15 protein-coding genes, 1 tRNA gene and 1 pseudogene are annotated in these 19,770 nt (G+C 70.9%); 11 read left to right on the top strand and 6 right to left on the bottom strand.

The genetic code is table 11. The features are described 5' to 3' along the window. Positions 1-14: 14 nt before the first annotated feature. From ACN263_RS04625 to ACN263_RS04615, 3 genes are all read left to right on the top strand, one after another. Complete coding sequence (locus tag ACN263_RS04625) at positions 15-611, top strand: HNH endonuclease signature motif containing protein (protein ID WP_422738589.1); 597 nt, start codon at positions 15-17, stop codon at positions 609-611. Further along, a tRNA-Leu gene (locus tag ACN263_RS04620) sits at positions 602-675 on the top strand. Before ACN263_RS04625 ends, ACN263_RS04620 begins: the two co-directional genes overlap by 10 nt. A gap of 68 nt (positions 676-743) precedes the next feature. After that, a complete protein-coding gene (locus tag ACN263_RS04615; protein WP_422738588.1) occupies positions 744-1,271 on the top strand; it encodes a GNAT family N-acetyltransferase in 528 nt (175 codons plus the stop codon). A gap of 78 nt (positions 1,272-1,349) precedes the next feature. On the opposite strand, the gene ACN263_RS04610 is transcribed toward ACN263_RS04615, so the two are convergent. Continuing rightward, positions 1,350-2,384: an expansin EXLX1 family cellulose-binding protein gene (locus ACN263_RS04610; RefSeq protein ID WP_422738587.1), complete on the bottom strand. Its 1,035-nt coding sequence runs from the start codon at positions 2,382-2,384 to the stop codon at positions 1,350-1,352. A 96-nt stretch (positions 2,385-2,480) separates the two neighbouring features. Next, the gene (locus ACN263_RS04605) at positions 2,481-3,299 is read right to left on the bottom strand and encodes an MOSC domain-containing protein (RefSeq protein ID WP_422738586.1); all 819 of its coding nucleotides are present in this window, start codon (positions 3,297-3,299) and stop codon (positions 2,481-2,483) included. A gap of 221 nt (positions 3,300-3,520) precedes the next feature. Here ACN263_RS04605 and ACN263_RS04600 point away from each other — a divergent pair, with 221 nt between their 5' ends. Further along, positions 3,521-4,597 (top strand): LCP family protein, encoded by a 1,077-nt coding sequence (locus ACN263_RS04600; protein ID WP_422738585.1) that lies wholly within the window; start codon positions 3,521-3,523, stop codon positions 4,595-4,597. Between the two features lie 327 nt (positions 4,598-4,924). After that, positions 4,925-6,229: a sugar transferase gene (locus ACN263_RS04595; protein ID WP_422738583.1), complete on the top strand. Its 1,305-nt coding sequence runs from the start codon at positions 4,925-4,927 to the stop codon at positions 6,227-6,229. A 25-nt stretch (positions 6,230-6,254) separates the two neighbouring features. Here ACN263_RS04595 and ACN263_RS04590 read toward each other — a convergent pair whose 3' ends face one another. Next, a complete protein-coding gene (locus ACN263_RS04590; protein WP_422738582.1) occupies positions 6,255-7,502 on the bottom strand; it encodes a DUF1501 domain-containing protein in 1,248 nt (415 codons plus the stop codon). Position 7,503: 1 nt separating this feature from the next. Continuing rightward, positions 7,504-8,772, bottom strand: coding sequence for a DUF1800 domain-containing protein (locus ACN263_RS04585; RefSeq protein WP_422738580.1), 1,269 nt, complete (start codon positions 8,770-8,772; stop codon positions 7,504-7,506). A 145-nt stretch (positions 8,773-8,917) separates the two neighbouring features. Here ACN263_RS04585 and ACN263_RS04580 point away from each other — a divergent pair, with 145 nt between their 5' ends. The 5 genes from ACN263_RS04580 to ACN263_RS04560 are packed head-to-tail and all read left to right on the top strand — an operon-like array spanning position 8,918 to position 16,313. After that, a complete protein-coding gene (locus tag ACN263_RS04580; protein WP_422738579.1) occupies positions 8,918-10,078 on the top strand; it encodes a glycosyltransferase in 1,161 nt (386 codons plus the stop codon). Beyond that, on the top strand, positions 10,065-11,252 hold the full coding sequence (locus tag ACN263_RS04575) for a glycosyltransferase (protein WP_422738577.1): 1,188 nt from the start codon (positions 10,065-10,067) through the stop codon (positions 11,250-11,252). The genes ACN263_RS04580 and ACN263_RS04575 overlap by 14 nt, the downstream gene beginning before the upstream one ends. A 2-nt stretch (positions 11,253-11,254) precedes the next feature. Further along, positions 11,255-12,463: a glycosyltransferase gene (locus ACN263_RS04570; protein WP_422738576.1), complete on the top strand. Its 1,209-nt coding sequence runs from the start codon at positions 11,255-11,257 to the stop codon at positions 12,461-12,463. After that, on the top strand, positions 12,454-13,650 hold the full coding sequence (locus ACN263_RS04565; protein WP_422738575.1) for a glycosyltransferase family 4 protein: 1,197 nt from the start codon (positions 12,454-12,456) through the stop codon (positions 13,648-13,650). The genes ACN263_RS04570 and ACN263_RS04565 overlap by 10 nt, the downstream gene beginning before the upstream one ends. After that, positions 13,650-16,313: an O-antigen ligase family protein gene (locus tag ACN263_RS04560; RefSeq protein WP_422738574.1), complete on the top strand. Its 2,664-nt coding sequence runs from the start codon at positions 13,650-13,652 to the stop codon at positions 16,311-16,313. Before ACN263_RS04565 ends, ACN263_RS04560 begins: the two co-directional genes overlap by 1 nt. Here ACN263_RS04560 and ACN263_RS04555 read toward each other — a convergent pair. Further along, a pseudogene (locus ACN263_RS04555) lies at positions 16,314-17,310 on the bottom strand (IS481 family transposase). It abuts the gene before it with no gap. Positions 17,311-17,460: 150 nt separating this feature from the next. Continuing rightward, on the bottom strand, positions 17,461-18,768 hold the full coding sequence (locus tag ACN263_RS04550; RefSeq protein WP_422738572.1) for a hypothetical protein: 1,308 nt from the start codon (positions 18,766-18,768) through the stop codon (positions 17,461-17,463). A 144-nt stretch (positions 18,769-18,912) separates the two neighbouring features. Here ACN263_RS04550 and ACN263_RS04545 point away from each other — a divergent pair, with 144 nt between their 5' ends. Continuing rightward, positions 18,913-19,764, top strand: a complete 852-nt coding sequence (locus ACN263_RS04545; protein ID WP_422738571.1) for a MurR/RpiR family transcriptional regulator — start codon at positions 18,913-18,915, stop codon at positions 19,762-19,764. The last annotated feature ends 6 nt before the right edge of the window (positions 19,765-19,770 follow it).

Raw genomic sequence — 19,770 nt, 5'->3', positions numbered from 1 at the left:
GCTACCGTCCGTCAATGGTCCGATACAAATACACACCGGAGTTGCTCGCCGAGGCGGCCGCCGCCTCCCGCAGCATCACCGAGGTGATGCGGCTGCTCGGCGTACGCGTCAGCGGTGGCTCGCACGCGCACATCAGCCGCCAGCTCAAGAAGTTCGGCATCGACACGTCGCACTTCACCGGCCAGGCACACAACCGGGGCGTACGGTGGCGCCGGCTGTCCCCCATCGAGCTGATGGTCGTGCTGCCCGAGGGCTCCCGGCGCATCCCTGGATTCCGCCTCAAGCGCGCCCTGGTGACTATCGGTCTTCCCGAGGACTGCGAGGTCTGCGGGACAGGCTCGACATGGCAGGGACGACCACTGACGTTGCACGTCGATCACATCAACGGAGATTTCCTCGACAACCGGCCCTGCAACCTGCGGCTGCTGTGCCCGAACTGCCACAGCCAGACCTCCACGTACGCTGGCCAACGACGGACTGCACCCGCCACGCCCGAGGTGGTCTACGATCCTGAGGCGGTTACTCCAACGGGTTTCCGGATAGGTCGACGGCTGCCTCGTCGGCCAGAATGGCCGTGGAAGCTGGTGGAGTTCAGTTTTAGGGGGCCGTAGCCCAACGGCAGGAGGCATGCGGTTTAGGTCCGCACCAGTGCGGGTTCGAATCCCGTCGGCCCCACAACAGATCGGCTGTCGACCGCGTCACGGTCGTCCGACTTTGCCATGCTCACCAGGCAGGATGGGCGCGTGAGTCTGCGCTTCGTCCTGGATCCCGAGCTGACCCCGCGGCTGCGCGCCGAGATCGTCGCCCTCTGGCTGGATGTCAGCAACGCCGGTGGCGCGGTCGGTTTCGTCCCGCCGGTCACCACCACTGACGTCCGTACGATCGCCGACCCGACGTTCGCGGGCATCGCCGACGGACCGGACCGGCTGCTGGTCGGATACGAGGGTGACCGGCCCGTCGCGGTGCTGATCTTCTGCGACAACCGGTTCGGACTCAAGGCGCACTGGTGTGTACTGAAGCGGGTGATGGTCCACCCGGACACCCAGGGCGCGGGGTACGGGTCGGCGCTGATGCGCGAGGCCGCCCGGCTGGGCCGCGAGCTGGGCCACGAGGCGCTGCATGTGACGGTGCGCGACGGGTTGGGGCTGGACGGGTTCTACCGCCGCCTCGGGTACCGGGAGATCGGCCGCCTGCCGGGCGCGCTGCGGGTGGCGCCGGGCGACGACCGCGACGAGATCCTCATGTGGCTCGACCTGACACCGAGCGCCTGACGAACCACCAGCTACCAGGCCGGGCCGCCAGGAGCCCCGGCCGGACCGCCAGGAGGCCAGGCCGCTACCGCGAGCGACTCAGCCGCACCAACGGGCGGTCGCGCCGGCCGGGCGGGTGGCGGGTTTGTCGGCGGCGGGCGTGGCCGGCGCGCTCGCCACGGCCACCTTGTCGGAGCGGCGGGCCGGTGTCGGAGTGCCGTTGGGTCGGGCGGCCGGCGGGCGGGCCGTCGCGGGCGGGCGCGAGGTCGTGGCGACGGCGCCCCGCTCGTACATCCGCACCACGCTCGTCTGCACCTGGCCCGGTGCCATCCGGATGCCGGACACGGTGACCCGGTGTCCGTACACGTCGCTGACCCGCACGCTGTACGGGCCGGGGCCCGCCCCGGAGGCGAGCAGCCAGTAGTTGTAGTCCTGCCGGGCGGTTGCCCGCCACGGGCCGCTGGTGCCCTGGCGTACCTCGACGGAGCGCAGCGGATTGCCGTGGTTGCCGATCCGGACGGCGAACCAGAACTGCGACGCGCCCTCCTTGATGCGGAAGGTCAGGGGGCCGGGCAGCGGCGGGTTGACCACCGCGCGGTAGGTGACCTGGACGAGCCCTTGGACCGGGTCGGCGATCCGGGCGAACGCCTCCCGGGACAGGTCGAGGTGTCCCGGCTCGCACTCCGGGCACTGGTCCATGATCAGGACGCGGACGGTGCCTTTCGGGCCGGTGACGTCGAGGAAGCCGCCGCAGGCGGCGCCTGCGGCGTACTCGGTGGGGCCGAGCGCGACGTAGAGCCGGTTGGCCGGGGCGGCCGGGTTCGAGCAGTTGCCGCCGGCGCCCTGGGAGTCGTAGAAGGTGGCCTTGCCGCTGTGGGTGGCGGTGCCGGTGGGTGGCGCGGCGGCGAGCGTCCGCCCGGCGGCGCAGGCCGGGGTGGAGCCGGACCGCAGGGCCAGGGTGAGTCCGAGCGCCGCCGCGAGCACGGTGACGCCGGTGGCGACCAGCCACGGCACCGGGCCGGACGAGGACGCGGGCGGGTCGGCCGGAGCACGGTCCAGGTCGAGGTCGATGTCGACGTCCTTGACGGCGACGGCGGGACCCTCGACGCCGCCGGGAGCGCTTCCGTCGGTCACGTCGCGATGCTGCCGGACCGGCGGGTGGCGGAACAAGGTGGCTAAGCGAAAGCTAAGAGAGCATCGACGGACGGTGACGAGTCCACCGCTCGCCGGTCAGGGTTCGATGACGATCGGGTCGCCGATCCGTACCGGTCCACTGTCGACGGGCACCACGTTCAGTCCGAACAGGAGCTTCTGCTGGATGTTGCGGTGGCGGCCGAGGGTGCGCAGGGGCTCCTTGGCGCGTACCCCGGTCTCCTGGTCGGTGGTGGTGACCACGCAGCGGTCGCACGGCCCGGCGGCGCGCAACCGCACGTCGCCGACGCGCAGCGAGCGGCCGGCCCAACCGTCCTCGGCCCAGGCCGGCGCGCCGTCGACGACCAGGTTGGGCCGGAACCGGGTCATCGGCACCGGGTCCTCCCCCGCGTCGGCGAGCCAGCCGTTGAGGGCGTCGAGGGAGCTGGTGCTGGTCAGCAGCAGTGGGTAGGCGTCGGCGAAGCTGACCTGGTCGCCGGTGTCGTACTCGCGGTCGGCGGCGGCCAGGTGTCGCGTCGGGTGGGCCAGCCAGACCAGCCGGACGGGCCGGTCGAGGAGGGCGCCGAGCCAGGCGTCGGCCGCCGGGCCGGCGGGCAGCGCGGGGACGGAGGTGGTCCGGCTGCGGAAGGTCCGCACCCGCACCGGGTCGCCGCCGGTCGGCTCCGGCACGTCGAGGTCGGGCCGCCCGTCGGCGCGCAGCACCAGGCCGCCCGGGCGCACGCTGGCCCGCAGGCCGACCAGTCGGGTCGTGTCCCGCTGGGTGACGCCGACGCCGTCGGCGTCCACCACCATCCAGCGCCGGTCGCCGGCCAGGCCCCACGGCTGCACGAACGCGCCGTCGTGGTCGAGCCGGTGACAACCCTTGACGGGGTACGTGTGTATCGAGATCAGCCGCACCAGTCGATGCTGACACGAGGAGCGTCGGCGATGGGAGACGGGCATCCTGTCCAGCATCGTCCCGGAGCGAGTGCCGCACTGCCGTCCTCCCTGGAACACCACCGTGCGGCGAGGATCGTTTTGCGTGGCAACGATCGTCGTCGGATCTGTGGGTCGAGAGTCCGGATCCGACGGCACGGACGGGGGTACATGGCGTGGACCGCAGTCAGTAGCATCGCCGCATGCAGTATCGCCAGGAGCACGTGGAGCCCGAGACCCGGTCCATCGAGGCGCAGCCGCCGACCGAGTCGACTGAGCCGACCGAGGGCGCGCCTCCGCGGCGTCGCCGGTGGCGGAAGATCGTCCTGATCACCGTCGTGGTCTTGGCGTTGATCGCCGGTGGCGGCGTCGTCGCCGGTGGGCTCTACTACCGTTCGATCAGCTCGGGGATCGAACGGGTCGACGCCTTCGGGGATGTGCCGGAGGCATCTCGGCCCCAGGTCGTCGCGAAGGGCGCCATGAACATCATGATCCTGGGCAGCGACTCACGCGACCCGGACAACAGCTCCGGCTCCCGAACCGACACCATCATCCTGGCCCATCTTCCGAAGGACCGGCAGAGCGCCCAACTCATCGCGATTCCCCGCGACAGTTGGGTTAGCGTGCCGGAATCGCCGCAGGGGCGCGGCGGTCGGGACGCCAAGATCAACGCGGCGTTCGCGTGGGGCGGCGTTCCCCTCATGGTGCAGACCATCGAGAAGTTCACCGGGGTACGCGTCGACCACGTGGCAATGGTCGACTTCGCGGGTTTCAAGGAGATCGTGGACGCCCTCGGCGGCATCGACGTCACCGTCGACAAGGCGTTCACGTCGAAGCACTCACTGAATCCAGACGGGCGGCGCGAGTTCGCCGCGGGGCCGCAGACGATGGACGGGGCGACCGCACTAGACTACGCCCGCGAGCGCTACGCCTTCGCCGACGGCGACTTCAGCCGGATCAAGCACCAGCAACAGGTCATCAAGGCGATCCTGGACAAGGCCGCCTCCGGCGGCACGCTCGCCAGTCCCACGAAGCTCAACTCGTTCGTCCGGGCAACTGCCGACGCAGTCGCGGTTGACAAGTCGATGTCCCTCGTGGATCTCGCGATGGAGCTGCGGCACCTTCGGAGCGGCCAGCTCGGATTCTTCACCTGTCCCACCAAGGGCACCGGCCAGGTGGGCAGCGAGAGCATCGTGGTCGTCGACAAGGCCCGGGCCGCCCGTGTCTTCGACGCGGTTCGTCGCGACTCTGCCGCGGAGATCACCACAGCAGCGAAGTAGATACATGGATTAAACTCTTCGTCCAATGCCGACGGATCTGCCCCGGTCGTATTCTGCCTTCGGTTCTTTGGCCCGGCCCAACAGCCGGCCGAAGGATATCGGGGGAAAGGGTCGACCATGTCAGGTCACGCGATGACAAGCCGTTCCAGCGGATCAGGTACACACGTGCGGGAGACGGGGCCGCCGGTGACGGCAGTCGAGCCACCGGTGGCCGGCGCGGCCAGGACCGTTCCCACACCCAGGCCGGGGTCGGGCCTGGACACGACGGCTGTGCTGCCGTACGCCGGGTCCCGGACATCGTCCTGGACCCGGCGGCTGCGAGCCTGGATGATCACGTTTCCGATCGACGTCATGGCGCTGCTCTTCCCACTACTGCTTTCGCAGAGCTACTGGCGCGGCACCCTCGTCAACGCCGGACTCACGATGGCGATCTTCGCCACCGGTGGGCTCTACCAGGCCCGCCGGCATGTGAGCTTCCTCGACGAGCTGCCGAGCATCGCTGGCCGACTGCTGGCCTCGGCGGCCGTGGTGGCCATCATCGCGGCGGAGCGTCACTCCTCGGTCGAGTACGTCGGCGGCTTCATGCGCGGCGTCGCCATCTCCGCCGGTCTGGTGATAGTCGGTCGGGCGTTCAGCAGGGCGTTCACCATCGTGGTCCGCAAGCACCGTTGGGTGGAGCACAACGCGATCATCATCGGCAGCGGTCCGGTCGCCCTCGAACTGGCCCGGCTGATACGCCGCTACCCGCGGTACGGCCTGCGTTTCGTCGGCTGCGTCGACGTCGTGGCGCAGCCGGACGGCAGCGGGCTTCCCCTGCTCGGCGGACTGAGCGACCTGGAGAAGTTGGTCCGGGTGTTGCAGTGCGAGGTCCTGGTCATCGCCGACCCGGACTGCCCGGAGTCCGTGCTGATGGAGACCCTCCTGCTGCCGCACAGCTCGCGGTGCGACCTGTGGGAGGTGCCGCGCCTGTGGGGCTCACGCTCGCTCGGCGGGTACCCCGACCACATCGGGGCCATCCCCATCGTGCGAGTGGGTGACATTTCCCTGACCGGTCCCCGTTGGGCGGTCAAGCGAGCATCGGACATCCTATTCGCCTGCGTGGCCCTGATCGTGCTGAGCCCGCTGCTGCTGCTGTGCGCGTTCGCGACGCTCCTCGACGGCGGGCCGGGGATCTTCTTTCACCAGGAGCGCGTCGGCCGGTACGGACGGCCGTTCAAGGTGGTCAAGTTCCGTTCGATGCGTCCGGTCGACGAGACGGAGTCGCAGACGAACTGGTCGATCGCGTACGACCAGCGGGTCGGCCCGATCGGACGGTTCATGCGTCGCACCTCCCTCGACGAGCTTCCGCAGTTGTGGAACATCCTGCGCGGCGACATGAGCGTGGTCGGGCCGCGACCCGAGCGGCCGCACTTCGTCGAGAAGTTCTCCGCGGAGTACCCGCGCTATGCAATGCGGCACCGGGTTCCGGTGGGGCTCACCGGGCTCGCGCAGGTCAGTGGTCTGCGCGGGGACACGCCCATCTCCGATCGGGCTCGGTTCGACAATTACTACATCGAGAACTGGTCGCTCTGGTTGGACTGCAAGGTGGTGCTCCGCACCATCGCCGAGGTGTTCCGCGCCAGGGGCCGCTGACGTCCATCCACGGTCTCGAGACGGGTCAGCCGGTGCCCAGGATCGGCAGCGTCCGCGGCTCGTAACCCTCGAAGTACCGGCTCGGGTCGGCCTGCAACACCGAGTCGAGCACGCTGCCGAACACGTCGCGGAAGTCGGTCGTGGCCTTCAGGTCACCCTGGTCCAGGGCGGTGAGGCTCGGCTGCTCCCCGTAGACGCCACCCGTGACGCGGTGGCCGAGGACGAGCACCGGGCCCGCCGTGCCGTGGTCCGTACCGTCTGACGCGTTGGCACGGACCCGGCGGCCGAACTCGCTGTAGACGACGACCGTGACCCGCCGCCCGGCCTCGGAGCCCGCCATCCGCTCGACGAACGACGTGAGCGAGTCGTCGAGCTGCCGCAGCAGCAGTTCCTGGGTCGAGATCTCGTCGGCGTGGGTGTCGAAGCCGCCGAGGCTCACCGAGTAGACCCGGGTGGGAACGCCCACCTCCACGCACCTCGCGACGAGCGCCAACTGGGCGGGGAGGACGCTCTCGCCGCCCGTGCCGGTCGCCGGAACGGGCGGCTCGGTGTTCGCCTTGGGCGCTCCCGTGGCGTCGTCCGCGTCCCGCACGACTCGCCGCAGCTCAAGGAGGTCGGCGTAGGCGGCCGCGCCGCGGGCCTGCATCTCCGGCTCGCCGGGCTCGGGCCTGCCCAGATCGGCAACCAGGCCGGCGTCGATCCAGGGTGGCAGGTCGAGGCCCTGGTAGCTGATGCAGGAGCCGATGCGTCGTCGCCCCACCAACAGCGGCGGCAGTACCGGCTCGAAGCTGACCGCCGTCCCGACGGGCGCGTCGACGCTGTCCAGCCAGCGGCCAATCCACCCGGTGGTGACGGGATTCGCCGGGGAGCCCGTCTGCCAGATGTCCATGGACCGGAAGTGGCTGCGGTCGGGGCGCGGGTAGCCGACACCGGGGATGATCGCCAGGCGCTTGTCGTCCCACAGCCGCTTCAGGCCGGTGAGCGCCGGATTCAGGGCGAGCGTGTCCGTCAGATGCAGCGTCCGCTCGGCGGGATACGCGAGCTCGGCCCGACTGTCGTGGTACACCGGGTCGTCGTACGGGATCACGGTGTTGAGGCCGTCGTTGCCGCCGTACAACGTAACCAGCACGAGCGTCTCACCGGCCGGCGCCTCGGCGTGGTCGGCGTCGCTCAGCAGCCGGGAGTACGCGAGCGCGCCGCTGCCGGCCGCCAGCGCAGCCGCTCCGGTGACCCCGGAGGCGAGCAGGAACCGACGTCGGGTCAGGGCATCCATCTCACGTCACCGCGTATTCGGGGCTGACCAGACCCAACGTCACCATGATGCGGGCGTTGTCCGCCCGCCGTAGGACGGCGTACGTCCGGTTGGTCCACCGGTCGACGCAGAGCATCCCGGCGACGTCCTCCGGGCTGAGGCGGCCGAGGTGCAGTTGGCTTGCCAGTTTGCCGGCGAGGCTGAGTTTCAGCCGGGCGGCCGCGGAGGTGAGCCAGGCGGGGCCCGCTGGCCACCCGCCAACACTGGGGGGCGCGAAGGGACGTTGCCCCAGGCCACCCAGCCCGTCGACGAGTTGGATCAGCATGTCGCGCGGAAGGCTCGACGGCCGGAGTCCCACCTGACGCATCGCGCCGACCAACCATTCGACGGGTTGCTTGACCATCGTGCCCGCAGTGCCGCGGAAGGCGTCGTCGGTGAAGAGGGCACGCAGCATCGCGTGCGGCACCGGGAACGCCGCGACCATTCGATTGCGCGTCGCCGGAGGAATCGGCTCGGTGGATGAGGCATAGCGGAACCACAGCCGGGTCGCGATGAAATCGGCGCAGGCCGGCCGGCGCAAGAGCAGGTCGACGAGGCTGCGGGCGGTGAAGTTGGCGGTGCTGCCAAGGATCGTCTTGCTACCCGCGTCACAAGAATCCTCGTCGAGGACCAGACGTCCGGCCTTCCGGTCCAGCCTCCAGCCCGTCAACGCCCGGCCGGCCTCCTTCACGTCGTCCTCGGTGTACTCCCCGATGCCGAGCATGAATAGCTCGCAGAGTTCGCGGGCGAGGTTCTCGTTCGGGGCGTCCCGGGTGTTGTACTGCCCGTCGAGCCAGTACACGAGCGCCGGATCGACCACCATGCGGCGGGCCATGTCGGCGAAGTTCGGGGCGAGACGCAGGGTGCGGTGCTGCGCGAGCATGAGTTGCGAGCTCTTGACCTTGCGGATGGAGGTCGCCCAGTGCCCGTGCCAGAAGAAGACGAGTTTCTCGACCGCCTGGTGGTCGGCCACCACCATCCGGTCTAGCCACCACCGCGTCAACTGCTCGGCCTGTGCCTCTCGGGTCCTCTCCGCTGCCGCCCGCTGCCGGTCGCTCGGGTTGGACAGGTTGGCGTAGGGGTCAGGGCCGAGTTGCGGCACCGGGGCCGCCGTCGCCCCGATGTCCGGACCCGACGGGGAAGTCATCCGCAGTGCCGTCGCCTCGTAGCCGACCTGCATCGCGGCTGCCAGCTCGGCCGACGTGGGCCCGAAGCCCGCGCGGCGCAGGAGCAGCCCGACATCCTCCGTCATGGCTCCACGATAGGCGACGGACCGGCAGGCCAGTCCCCTGTGGTCGGTGCGTGGTCAGGGCCTCGGGGACCCTCCATGCTGCACGGTGTCGGGTAGCATCACCGGCCGTAGGGGACCCGGTTGTCACGGTGATGGGTGGATGGTCATGTCGGAGCAGCCGCGCCCCAACTTCGACGTCGCCGAATCCCTGCCACGGCAGCCGACCGCGCGCGCCACCCCCGCGACCCTGACCGGCCGCTCCGTGGCGCTGGTGCACGAGTGGTTCGGCGCCACCGGCGGCTCGGAACAGGTGTTCCGGCACATCGCCGACCTCGTGCCGCAGGGCGAACGGTTCGTGCTGTGGAAGGACCGGGACGCCAGCGAGCCGGGGCTTCGTGAGTCCTGGCTGTCCCGGACGCCGCTGCGGCACAGCAAGGCAGCCGCGCTGCCCCTGATGCCGCTGGTCTGGCGCACTCTCAGCCGACGGCGGTTCGACGTGGTCATCTCGTCGAGCCACGCGTTCGCGCACACGGTCAAGCTGGGCGACGCCTCGTCGACCACCCACCTCAGCTACGTGCACGCCCCGGCGCGCTACATCTGGAGTCCCGACTTCGATGGGCGGGGCGCAAACCCGTTGCTGACGCTGCCCCGGCGGGTGCTGCAGGGGATCGACGTCCGCCTCAGCACCCACGTGCACGCCTACGCCGCCAACTCGCGGGAGGTGCAGGCGCGCATCCGGCGGTACTGGCACCGTGACGCGGTGGTCATCAATCCGCCGGTGGACGTGGAATGGTTCGCCGCCGCCCCCACCGCCGACCGCGCGCAGGCGAGGGACTACCTGCTCGGGGTGGGGCGCTGGATCCCGTACAAGAATTTCGACCTCGTCATCGCTGTCGCGGCGGCGGCCGGGATGCCGCTCGTCCTCGCCGGGTCCGGTCCGCAGGAGGCGCAGCTTCGTCGCCTGGCCGAACGGGCGACCGTTCCGGTCACCTTCGAGGTGCGGCCCGGGCGGGAGCGACTGCGGCGGCTCTATTGGGGCGCGCGGGCGCTGCTGTTCCCGGTGCACGAGGACTTCGGCATCATCCCGGTCGAGGCGCAGGCGTGCGGAACGCCGGTCGTGGGGCTGCGGCGGGGCGGTCTGCTGGAGACGGTGGTCGACGGCTCGACAGGGTTCCTGGTGGACTCGACCGATCCGGCGGACCACGCGGCCGGGGTCCGCCGGATCGGGGAACTCGCAGCCGACCGGGTGGCCGCGCACGCCGTCGCCTTCTCGGCGGCCCGTTTCGCCGCCGAGATGACCACCTGGATCGACCATGAGTGCCGCTGAGCGGACCTTCTCACCGCGGGTGGCGCGGATCGTCCACGTCAGCCACACGGCGCACCGGGGCGGGGCGGAGTTGGCCCTCGCCCGCCTCCTCACCGCCGATCCGCCCTGGGCCGCTGCCCTCGTCACACCACCCGAGGGGGACGCCTTCGACGAACTGGCCGCGCACGGTGTGACAGTCGACAAGCGACTGCCCCAGCTTCCGGTCGGCGGCACCCGCAGCCGCAGCCCGGTGCTGGCAGCCCGCTACCTCGCATCGATCCGAGCCGCGAGCGGCGTTCTGCGCGACAGCGAGCTGTTCCGTGCCGCCGATGTGATCCACGCCAACACGGCCGCCGCCGCGATCATCGCGGCCCTGGCGAACCGGGGCCGGCCGGTGCCTCTGGTGGTGCACCTGCGGGACCTCGTGTCCACCGAGAGCATGGGACGCCTCGGCCACGCCGCCTTCACCCGACTGGCCCTCCCCCACGCGGCCGGGATCGTCGCCAACTCCCGGACGACGCTCGACTCCGCCAGCGGTCGACTGCCGTCCACGGCCCGCCGGGTCGTCCTGCAGAGCCCCACCGGCCTGAAGGACCGGGTCACCCGCCCATGGGTACGCGACGAGGTCCGCGCCGTCGGGATGGTCGGCCGACTTCAGCACTGGAAGGGTCAGCACGTCTTCCTGCGTGCGTTCGCCGACGCCTTCCGGGGCAAGGCCGTCCGCGCGTACCTCGCGGGAGCCGCCCTGTTCGCCGAGGCCGCGTACGAGCAGCAGTTGCGCGCCCTCGCCGTCGAACTGGGCATCGCGGACCAGGTGGTCTTCCTCGGGCACGTGGACGACGTGCCGGCGTTCGTGGACTCGGTCGACGTGCTCGTGCACGCGTCCATCCGGCCGGAACCCCTCGGCCAGAGCGTGCTGCAGGGCCTGGCTCGTGCCCGGCCGACCGTGGCGACCGAGGGCGGCGGCCCGAGTGAGTGGATCCACGACGGAGTCAACGGTCTGCTCGTCGCACCCGACCGGCCGGAGGCGCTCGCCGCGGCGTTGCGTGCGCTCGCCGGTTCCCACCAGGTTCGTCTCGACTTGGCGACCGGCGCGGCTGCGACGCCCGGTATCCTCTCCGATGCCGAGTGCGCGGCGGCTCATGCCACCTTCTTCGAGGCGTTCGCTGGCATGGCATCGGCGAGAGGGCGATAGGCATGGCTCCCGGACACACTCTGCGGATCGCCTACGTGCTCCTTCGTGATCCGAGCTACAGCGAGACGTTCATCGGCTCCGAGATCGAGGCGGTCCGGGCTGCCGGTGCGACCGTCGAGGTGTTCGTAGCCCGTCAGGGCGGTCGGAAGACCGAGGTGCGGCAGGCCGCCGGGATGCTTCTGCGGCAGCCGCTCCGCTTCCGGGAGGACGTACGCGTCCTGGGTACGTCGTACCTGCCCCGGGCCGTCCTCGCGGCAGGCCACGCGGACCGTCTGGCCGGCCCGGTCGGCGACTTCGGGCCGGATGTGGTGCACACCCACTTCGTCAACCTGCCGACGGCTGTGGCGGCGCTGGTCGGCCGGCGGATCGGTGTACCGACGACGGCCATGGCGCACGCCGCCGACTTCCTCCTCGACTCGAACGGTGCCACCCTGAATCGGCGACTGCAACTGCTCCGCCACCTCTTCGTGATCTCCCAGGCGACCGCGGCTCAGTTGATCGAGCGCGGTGCGAACCTGTCGACCGTCGACCACAGTGTCGTACGGGCCGCGTTCGACGGCGAGATCGTCGAACCGCGTTCCCCTCGGGAGGCCGCGAAGGTGACCCGCCTGGTCAGCGTGGCGCGTCTGGTGGAGAAGAAGGGGATCGACACGGCGATCGACGCTGTGGCCCGCCTGGTGCGGGACGGTCTCGACGTACGGTACGACGTCTACGGCGACGGGCCGCTGCGGACCGCGCTCGGGCAACGGGTGGACGCGGCGGGCCTCGCCGGCGTGGTCGCCCTGCACGGCGCCGTGAGTCACCAGGAGGCCACCAGCGCGTTGGCCGACGCCGACGTCGCGGTGCTGCCCTGCCGTCAGGCCGCTGACGGCGACCTGGACGGCATTCCTGTCTTCCTCATGGAGGCCGCAGGTCGGGGAGTGTCCGTCGCGACCACCGCCGTGTCGGGCATCCCGGAGCTGGTCGGCCCGGCCGACGGCTGGCAGGTGCCACCGGACGACCCGGGGGCGTTGGCCGAGGCGTTGGCGCAGCTCATCCGCGACCCACAGGAGCGGTGGCGGCGGGCCGTCAATCTCGGGGCCTGGTTGCGGACGGAGTTCTCCCCCGCGTTGCAGGCCCAGCGGCTGCTGTCCGTGTGGGGACCGCTCGCCGGGCATGCCGCCGACCTCCCGCCCGGGGCCTCCTTCGGGGAGTCGGTGGCATGGACCTGACGGTCGTCGTCACCTTCTTTCCGCTTCCGCAGGACCGGGGCGATCCGATCCGCGTCCTGATGATGCTGCGTGCCCTGGCGTCGGTCCGGCCCTACACCCTGTTCGTGGTCCGCCGTCCGGACACGACTGACGAGCAGGTGGCGCAGTTGCGCGACCTCCTGCCCGACGTCACCGTCCGGGCCTTCGACGCCACGCCCTACCGGATGAACCGACTCGGGCCACTGGGTCGCTATCAGGAGTCGCTGCTCGACGGCATACCACCGTGGGTCCGCACCCGCTACAGCAAAGGTCTGCACGAGGCGCTGCGAGCGCGCGTCGGCTCCGGGTTGGCCATTGGCGAGGCCGCCGGGGCGTACCTGCGAGGGACCTCGCTTCGGTGGCACTGGGACAAGGCCAACGTGCTGGCCGCCAGCAGCTTGCAGGACGCCGGCGAGGTGGTCGGCGTGGCGCATCAGCTACGAGCGCGGTACCTCGCGCGGATCTCCACCCGCTTCGAGGAGCAGGCGTTGCGGAACGTGGCGACGGTCTCGGTGACCAGCGACGAGGAAGCGGCCCGCCTGGAGAGGGCGTACGGCCGCCCCGCCGACTTCACGCTGCCTAGCTGTGTTCCGTTGCCCGACGGGTACCAGCGTCGTCCGGTCGAGGGCCGCCTGCTCTGGCTCAGCAGCTTCTCGTACCACTCGAACCTGCTGGGTCTGCGGCGGTTCCTCGCCGATGGTTGGCCTCGGCTGAGGGCGGCCGGGTTCACTCTGGAACTCGTCGGTTCGGGTCTGACGGATCCGGTGCGTCACAGCCTTCCCGAGCACGACGGGTTGGAGATCACGGGTTGGGCACCCGACCTGCGTCCCGTGCTGGCTCGGGCCCGGGCGGCGGTGGTGCCGCTGTGGAGCGGTGCCGGGGTCAAACTCAAGACACTCACGCTCCTGGCGCATGCGGTACCCGTCTTCAGCACCATGGTGGGTCGCGAGGGGATACCAGCGACCGGTGCGGTCCGCGTCGCCGACACGCCCGAAGGGCTCGCCGCCGAGCTTCTCGCGGCCAGCCCGGCGCAGTTGGACGGCATGGCCACGGAGGCGGTACGCCTGGTGCGGGAACGGTTCACCGAGGAGCGCTTCACCGACCAGCTGATCAGCTCGCTCGGCCAGCACGGCCTGCTCGACCACGTGATCTCCAGCGAAGGCTCGTGATGTCCGCGCGCAAACTGGTGTCCGCGTCCTTCGCGAACCTGTTGATCCCGATCAGTGGTCTGCTGGTCAGTCCGTTCCTCTCCCGTGAGCTCGGCCCGGAGGGCCGGGGCGTGTACGCGGCGCTGACGCTGCCCATCGTGGTGTGGGGTTGGATCGGGACGTACGGACTGCAGGATTCGCTCAGCTATCACATCCGGCAGGGGCGCCTGTCGAGTCGGGCCGCCGCGAGGGTCAGCGTGCTGGCGATGGCGCCGCTCAGCGTGCTCGCCGTCGGACTGTTGGCGGTGCTCGGTCTCGTGCTGTTCCCGGACACCGACGAGTACCGCGAGTTCCTGGTCCTGGCGCTGTTCGCACCCCTGCACGTCCTGTCCAACCTGTTCATCGGCGCGCTGACCGGCAACTCGGACATCCGAGGGTTGAACCTGGTCAAGGTGGTGCCGGCGCTGGTGCGCACCGGCCTGGTGGTCGTCGCGTGCCTGGCGTTCGAGCTGAACGCGTACCAGGCCGGGCTCATCTTCGCCGGCTCGGTCCTGGCCGGACTGGTCATCGGGCTGGTACGGCTACGGGATGCAGGTGAGACGCCGCCTGTCGAGTACAGCCCGTCGGGCGTGCCGACCGCCTCGCTCATCCGGTACGCCCTGGCCTGCCTGCCCGGTGTGCTGGCCGCGGTGTCCAGCGCGCGACTGGGCCAGATCATCGGTCTTCCGCTGATCGGCGCCCGCGAACTGGGCTACTACGCGGTCGCCGTGAGCGTCGCGGAGATCCCCATGGTGATCGCCACCGCGGCCCGGTCCATGCTGTTGGGACGCCAGGCCAGCGGGGACACCCGCGCGGCCACGCAGGTCGCACGGCTCGCTGTACTGGCATGCGGGGTCGCGTGCGTGGGGCTGGCGCTCGTCGCCAGCGTCGCCGTGCCGCTGTTCTTCGGGGCGGCGTTCGAGCCGGCCGTCACGCCGACCATCATCCTGTGCGCCGCCACCGTCCTCTACACCTGCATGACCATCTACTCGGCGGCGCTCCTCGCGTACAACCGTCCCGGGTGGTCGTCCGCAGCGCTGGTCGCGGGCTCGGTGGCAGGGGTGGCGGCGCTCCTCGCGTTCGCACCGTTCGGTGCTGTCGGGGCGGCGGCGGCGAGTCTCGTCGGGTACGCCGTCACAATGATCATCGCGGCCGTCGGCGTCCGGCGCGTGTCGGAGTTGCAGTCGCTGCGGATGCTCACAGTGCCGTACGACGATGACGTCCAACTCATCCGGAACAGGATTGCCATGGTGACAACTCGTCTGCGCCAGCTCACGGCGGCAGCCCCCGACCGGACCGAGGGTGGCCCGGAGAACCCGCGGGCGGAGCTGTCGCTCCTGGCTCGACTGATCGGCGTGGGACGCCGTCACGGGGTCGGCACCGTCGGGGTGGCCGCACTGATCGTCCTGGCGTGGCTGCGGATCGTGTCAGCACAGACGATGCACCTGCTCATCGCGGGCCGGCCGGCGTTCAACTCCCGCGAGGTGGTCGGTTCGTCGATCGGCGACCTGGTGGGCGACGGCCTGACGTTCCTGTTCCTGCTCCTGGCCGCCGGCCTGGCCGCGCACGGATTCTGGCGGCGACGGCCCACCTCGTACGGCCGGCTGGCGGTCGCCCTCGCCGCCTTCGTGGCGCTCGAAATCGGTGGTCTGCTGCACGGGCATACGCCGAGCGCCGTCGCGGCTGCCTTCCCGCTCGCGGCGACGGCGATCTGGGCGCAGCGGCCCAGGCCGGAGCTGCTGGGTGTCGTCGGCGTCCTGGGCGGGTTGACCGCCGCCGGTTCGATGCTCTTCGCCGTCATCCGACCCGACGTGGCGCTGCTCACCGGCGAGGCGGCCGGGGACAAGAAGGTGTTGTTGGGCGGCCTGCTCACCGGGCCGTACCTGCACTCGAACGTGCTGGGCCTGGCGCTGGCGCTGAGCGTCGCCTTCGTCTTCCTCCTCCGTCGTCCGGCGCTGCGCTGGGCTTGCCTCGGCGTTGTCCTCGGCGCCCTGGTCTGGACCGGTTCGCGGACCAGTCAGGTCGCCGCGGTGGCGGTCATCGGGGCGTACGTCCTCATCCGCCTGCTAGGGGGACGGAGTTGGCCGGCCTCGCTGGCGTTCGTGGCCGGGGCGTTGCTGGTGGGCGTCGTGCCCCTGATCACCAGCGACCCGGCAAGCTTCAGCGAACGCGGCCGGATCTGGACGGTGCTGCTCGACCGTTGGGCCGAGAGCCCCGTCGTCGGGTGGGGTCAGGACGCCTTTCAAGAGCCGGCGGTCACCGCCGCGCTCGGAGGTCAGTTCAACCATGGACACAACGTCATGGTCCAAGTGCTCGTCGTCGGCGGTCTGCTGGCTCTGGTGCCGTTCCTGCTGCTGTGTTTCGTGGCGTGGCGGCGGGCCGCCGCGCTCTGCGGCGCTGGTCAACCGGTACCGCTGCTCTTCCTGGTGGCCTTGGCACACGTGTCGTGGCTGGAGGCGTCGCACGTCTCGACCACGCTGACCGGATACGTGACCTGGCTGCCGCTGCTGGTCATCGCCCTCGCCGGACCAGCGGCGACACCCGTGTCGCGGGGTGTCACCGCGGCGGCCTCCCCGGTGCCGTCGACCGACCCGGATGACAGGCCGGAGTCGGAGACGGTCGAGCCGCCCGCGCTGCTGCCCTAGCTAGCTGTACTGCCCAGGGGCGTTGGTCAACCTGGTGACGGGCGGCTTGCCGCCGGTAGCAGTGTGGGGCCGGTGGTGATTGTAGTGATGCAGCCAGGCGGGCAGAGCCTTCCTCCGGGCTGCTTCGGATGAGTAGAACCGGCCGAAGGCCCAGCCGTCGGTCAGGGTGCGGTGGAAGCGTTCGACCTTGCCGTTGGTCTGGGCCGGTAGGGGCGGATCTTCTTCGGGGTGACGCCGAGTTCGGTGCAGGCGTCGCGCCAGGCGTAGGACTTGTAGGCGGAGCCGTTGTCGGTCAACACCCGCTCGACGACCACACCGCGGGCGGCGAACCAGGCGACCGCGCGGCGCAGCACGGCGATAGCGGTGGCAGCTTTCTCGTCGTCGCAGATCTCGGCGTAGGCCACCCGTGAGTGGTCCTCGACGACGGTGTGCACGAACGCGGTCCCGACTCGCGGTTCCCAGCGGTGGTTGCGGGTGCCGGTGCGGCGGGCGGTGGCCTCCCGGTTGCGCTCGCCCTGGACCCGACCGACGTAACGCCACCCCCCGCCGTCGGGAATCTGGCCGAGTTTCTTGACGTCGATGTGCAGCATCGCCCCGGCGTGGTCGTGTTCTAACGGCGCACCGGTTCACCGGTGCGCCGATCGATGTGTGACAGCCGGTTCACCCGGCAGCGGGCCAGCACCGCGTGCACGGTCGAGGCGGGCATGCCGAGGCGGCCGGCGATCTGGATCGGCCCCAGGCGGTGTTTCCATCGCAGGTGCACGACCTTGCGAACAACCGGCTGCGGAGTGCGAGTGGGGCTGTGGTGCGGCCGGGACGACCGGTCGACCATCCCGTCCGCGCCGAGCTCGGCGTAGCGCACCGCCCACCGTTTCGCCGTCGGCCAGGACACGTCGTAGCGTTCCGCGGCCCGGGCGACCGGCCACCCCTGGTCCTCGATCAGACGCGCCAGGCGAAGACGTGCACGAGGAGTCAAAACGGCGTCAGCGTGGGACACGAAGGCCTCCTGGTTCGCTGAGCGGTTCCTAGACAGCTTCACTCCACAACCGGAGGCCTTCGTCATCACGTCTATCTACGTCGTGTCGTCACACGACCTCAACCAACCCGCCTGGGCAGTACAGCTAGCCCGGGTAGCGGGCCGGCGGCATCAGAACAGGGCGACGTCGCGCAGGTAGTTGCCGACGCGACGGAGCCGGTTGGCGCCGTCCACCGGCGCGGTCATCCGGAACACGAGCTGGTGGTCGAGCCGGCCGCTCTCGCCGCCCCGCCAGTAGGCGACGATCACGAGGCCGTAGCGCTGCTCACCGTCGATCTTCAACTGGCTGGACTCGGCGTACGTGACATTCGTTCCGCCACTCATCCACTGCAGGCTCCAGGCGTCCTCGGCCTGGCGCATGCTCGCCTGCCGCCGTGTGTCGCAGGGCTCCAGGCAGTCGCGCACGACGAGTTCGCCGCCGATCGCCGTGGGGCCGCCCGCCGGCGTACCGCAGTTGTACTTGACGAATCCTTCGGCGCGGCCGGCGAGCGTGCAGCCCCAGTCCATCGGCACCTTGACCGGGAAGGTGAGGCCTTCCAGCCCGGTCAGGGTCTTGACGTTGTCGCGATCGGTGAACTTCGGCCACTGTGCCGGCCAGGTGCCCGCCTGCGGCGGCTCGACCCCGGGCGACTGTGGCGGGGAGGTCGCAATCGTCGGCGGCACGGCGACGGCGCTCGGGCTGGCGGTCACGTCCTTCGGGTCGTCGTCTCCGTTGGCCCAGACGATTAGACCTCCAGCGCCAGCGAGCACCACCAGCACCAGCGCGGCGACGCCGATCCACAGGCCGGTACGCCGGGGTGACGGCGCGGACGGGGTGATGCGACGGACGGGCGAGGCGAACGCGTCGCCACCCGGTCCGCTCGTCGGGAACGTGCGTGGGGCGGGAGGCGACGAGGTGACCGTGGCCGGCGATGTCGGCGCGCCGGAGACCGGGTGCGGCGACGCGGAGACCGGCTGTCCGGAGTCCGGGCTGACGTGCACCGCCCACGGCAGCGCCGGCATGTCGTGCACCAGCTCGGGCGCCCGAGGGACCGGAGGCCCGCTGACCTGCTCGGGTACGCCGGAGACCGGCGAGGAGGTCGACGGCGGCCCCGAGACCGGTGAGTCGGCAACGGGTTGGTAGTCCATGCCGAGGCTCTGGAAGAGTCGTTGCGGCGCGTGGCCCTCCTGCGCCGGGTAGGCCGCCCAGGGGTGGGCGGCGGTGAAGTCGGCGTCCGCGTACCGATGGCCGTCGTCGGCCTGCGCCAACGCGTTGGCCGCGTTACCGAACGCTTCCCGCCAGCGCTTGTCGGACGCGGCGACCCCGTCCAACACGGCCACTGTGGCGAACCGGCCCTCCCCGTCCAGTGCAGCCCAGGCCTTGCCGATCTGGCACGCGCCCAACATGTGGGTGTACCTGTAGGGGCTCTCCGGCTGCATGCCACTCCTCCACTAAATCGCCGTGCGGATCCTACAGAGCCACTGCCACCTGAGCGCCCCCGCCGGTCGGCCGAGCGGACGTTGGTGGAACGTCCCAGGAGTTCGACCATTGCCTCTGAAAGTTTTCATGCATAGAGTCGCAGCGTGAATGACAGCGCTGCCGAGGCGACGGCCGAGCAGGTCCTCGACCTGTTCGACGGGGTGCGGCTCACCCCGACCCAGCGCCGGATCGCGCACTGTCTCGTGCAGCACGCGCCGACCGTGGCGTACCTCTCCGCCGCCGAGGTCGCCGAACTGGCCGGGGTCAGCCAGCCCTCGGTCACCCGGTTCGCCGTCGCGCTCGGCCACGACGGCTATCCGGCGCTGCGCCGCCGACTGCGGGACCTCACCGCCAGCACGGCGGGCGGGCCGGCGGACGCCGCCAACGAACTCCAGCAGGCGGTACGCGCCGAGATGGGCAACCTGGACCGGTTGGCCGGACAGCTCGCCGACACCGACCGGATCGCCGAGACCGGCCGGCTGCTGGCGGCCAGCCGGCCGCTGCCGGTCCTCGGCCTGCGGGCCGCCGCGCCGCTGGCCGCGTACTTCGCCTACTTCGCCGCCAAGGTCCACCCCGACGTGCGGGTGCTCAACGACGGCGGCAGCCTGCTCACCGACCGGCTGGAACAGGCCGCCGAGGCCGGGGCGTCGGCCGTGCTCGCCTTCGTGCTGCCCCGCTACCCCCGGGAGACCCTGGACGCCCTCCGGGACGCGCGGGCCGCCGGGCTGAGCGTCGTGGCGATCACCGACTCGCCGGTCAGCCCGGCCACCGAACACGCCGACGTGGTGCTGCCGGCCGCCGTCGGCGCCCAACTCGTCTTCGACCTGCACACCGCCCCGATGACCCTGGCGATGGTCCTGTTGCAGGCGATCTGCGACGCCGCGCCGGCCGACACCCAGCGCCGCCTGGAGGCGTTCGAAGCCTCCGCGGCCCGCCGACAGTTGTTCCTCGGATGAGGAGGA

This window comes from Micromonospora sp. WMMD729 (genome assembly GCF_049315225.1).
Taxonomy (GTDB): domain Bacteria; phylum Actinomycetota; class Actinomycetes; order Mycobacteriales; family Micromonosporaceae; genus Micromonospora.
This window is presented reverse-complemented; position numbering and strand designations above follow the sequence as displayed.

Coding starts and splice junctions, on each gene's coding strand:
- ACN263_RS04625 (WP_422738589.1), top strand. CDS start 15: ATGGTCCGATACAAATACACACCGGAGTTGCTCGCCGAGGCGGCCGCC.
- ACN263_RS04600 (WP_422738585.1), top strand. CDS start 3,521: ATGCAGTATCGCCAGGAGCACGTGGAGCCCGAGACCCGGTCCATCGAG.
- ACN263_RS04595 (WP_422738583.1), top strand. CDS start 4,925: ATGATCACGTTTCCGATCGACGTCATGGCGCTGCTCTTCCCACTACTG.
- ACN263_RS04590 (WP_422738582.1), bottom strand. CDS start 7,502: ATGGATGCCCTGACCCGACGTCGGTTCCTGCTCGCCTCCGGGGTCACC.
- ACN263_RS04585 (WP_422738580.1), bottom strand. CDS start 8,772: ATGACGGAGGATGTCGGGCTGCTCCTGCGCCGCGCGGGCTTCGGGCCC.
- ACN263_RS04580 (WP_422738579.1), top strand. CDS start 8,918: ATGTCGGAGCAGCCGCGCCCCAACTTCGACGTCGCCGAATCCCTGCCA.
- ACN263_RS04575 (WP_422738577.1), top strand. CDS start 10,065: ATGAGTGCCGCTGAGCGGACCTTCTCACCGCGGGTGGCGCGGATCGTC.
- ACN263_RS04570 (WP_422738576.1), top strand. CDS start 11,255: ATGGCTCCCGGACACACTCTGCGGATCGCCTACGTGCTCCTTCGTGAT.
- ACN263_RS04565 (WP_422738575.1), top strand. CDS start 12,454: ATGGACCTGACGGTCGTCGTCACCTTCTTTCCGCTTCCGCAGGACCGG.
- ACN263_RS04560 (WP_422738574.1), top strand. CDS start 13,650: ATGTCCGCGCGCAAACTGGTGTCCGCGTCCTTCGCGAACCTGTTGATC.
- ACN263_RS04550 (WP_422738572.1), bottom strand. CDS start 18,768: ATGCAGCCGGAGAGCCCCTACAGGTACACCCACATGTTGGGCGCGTGC.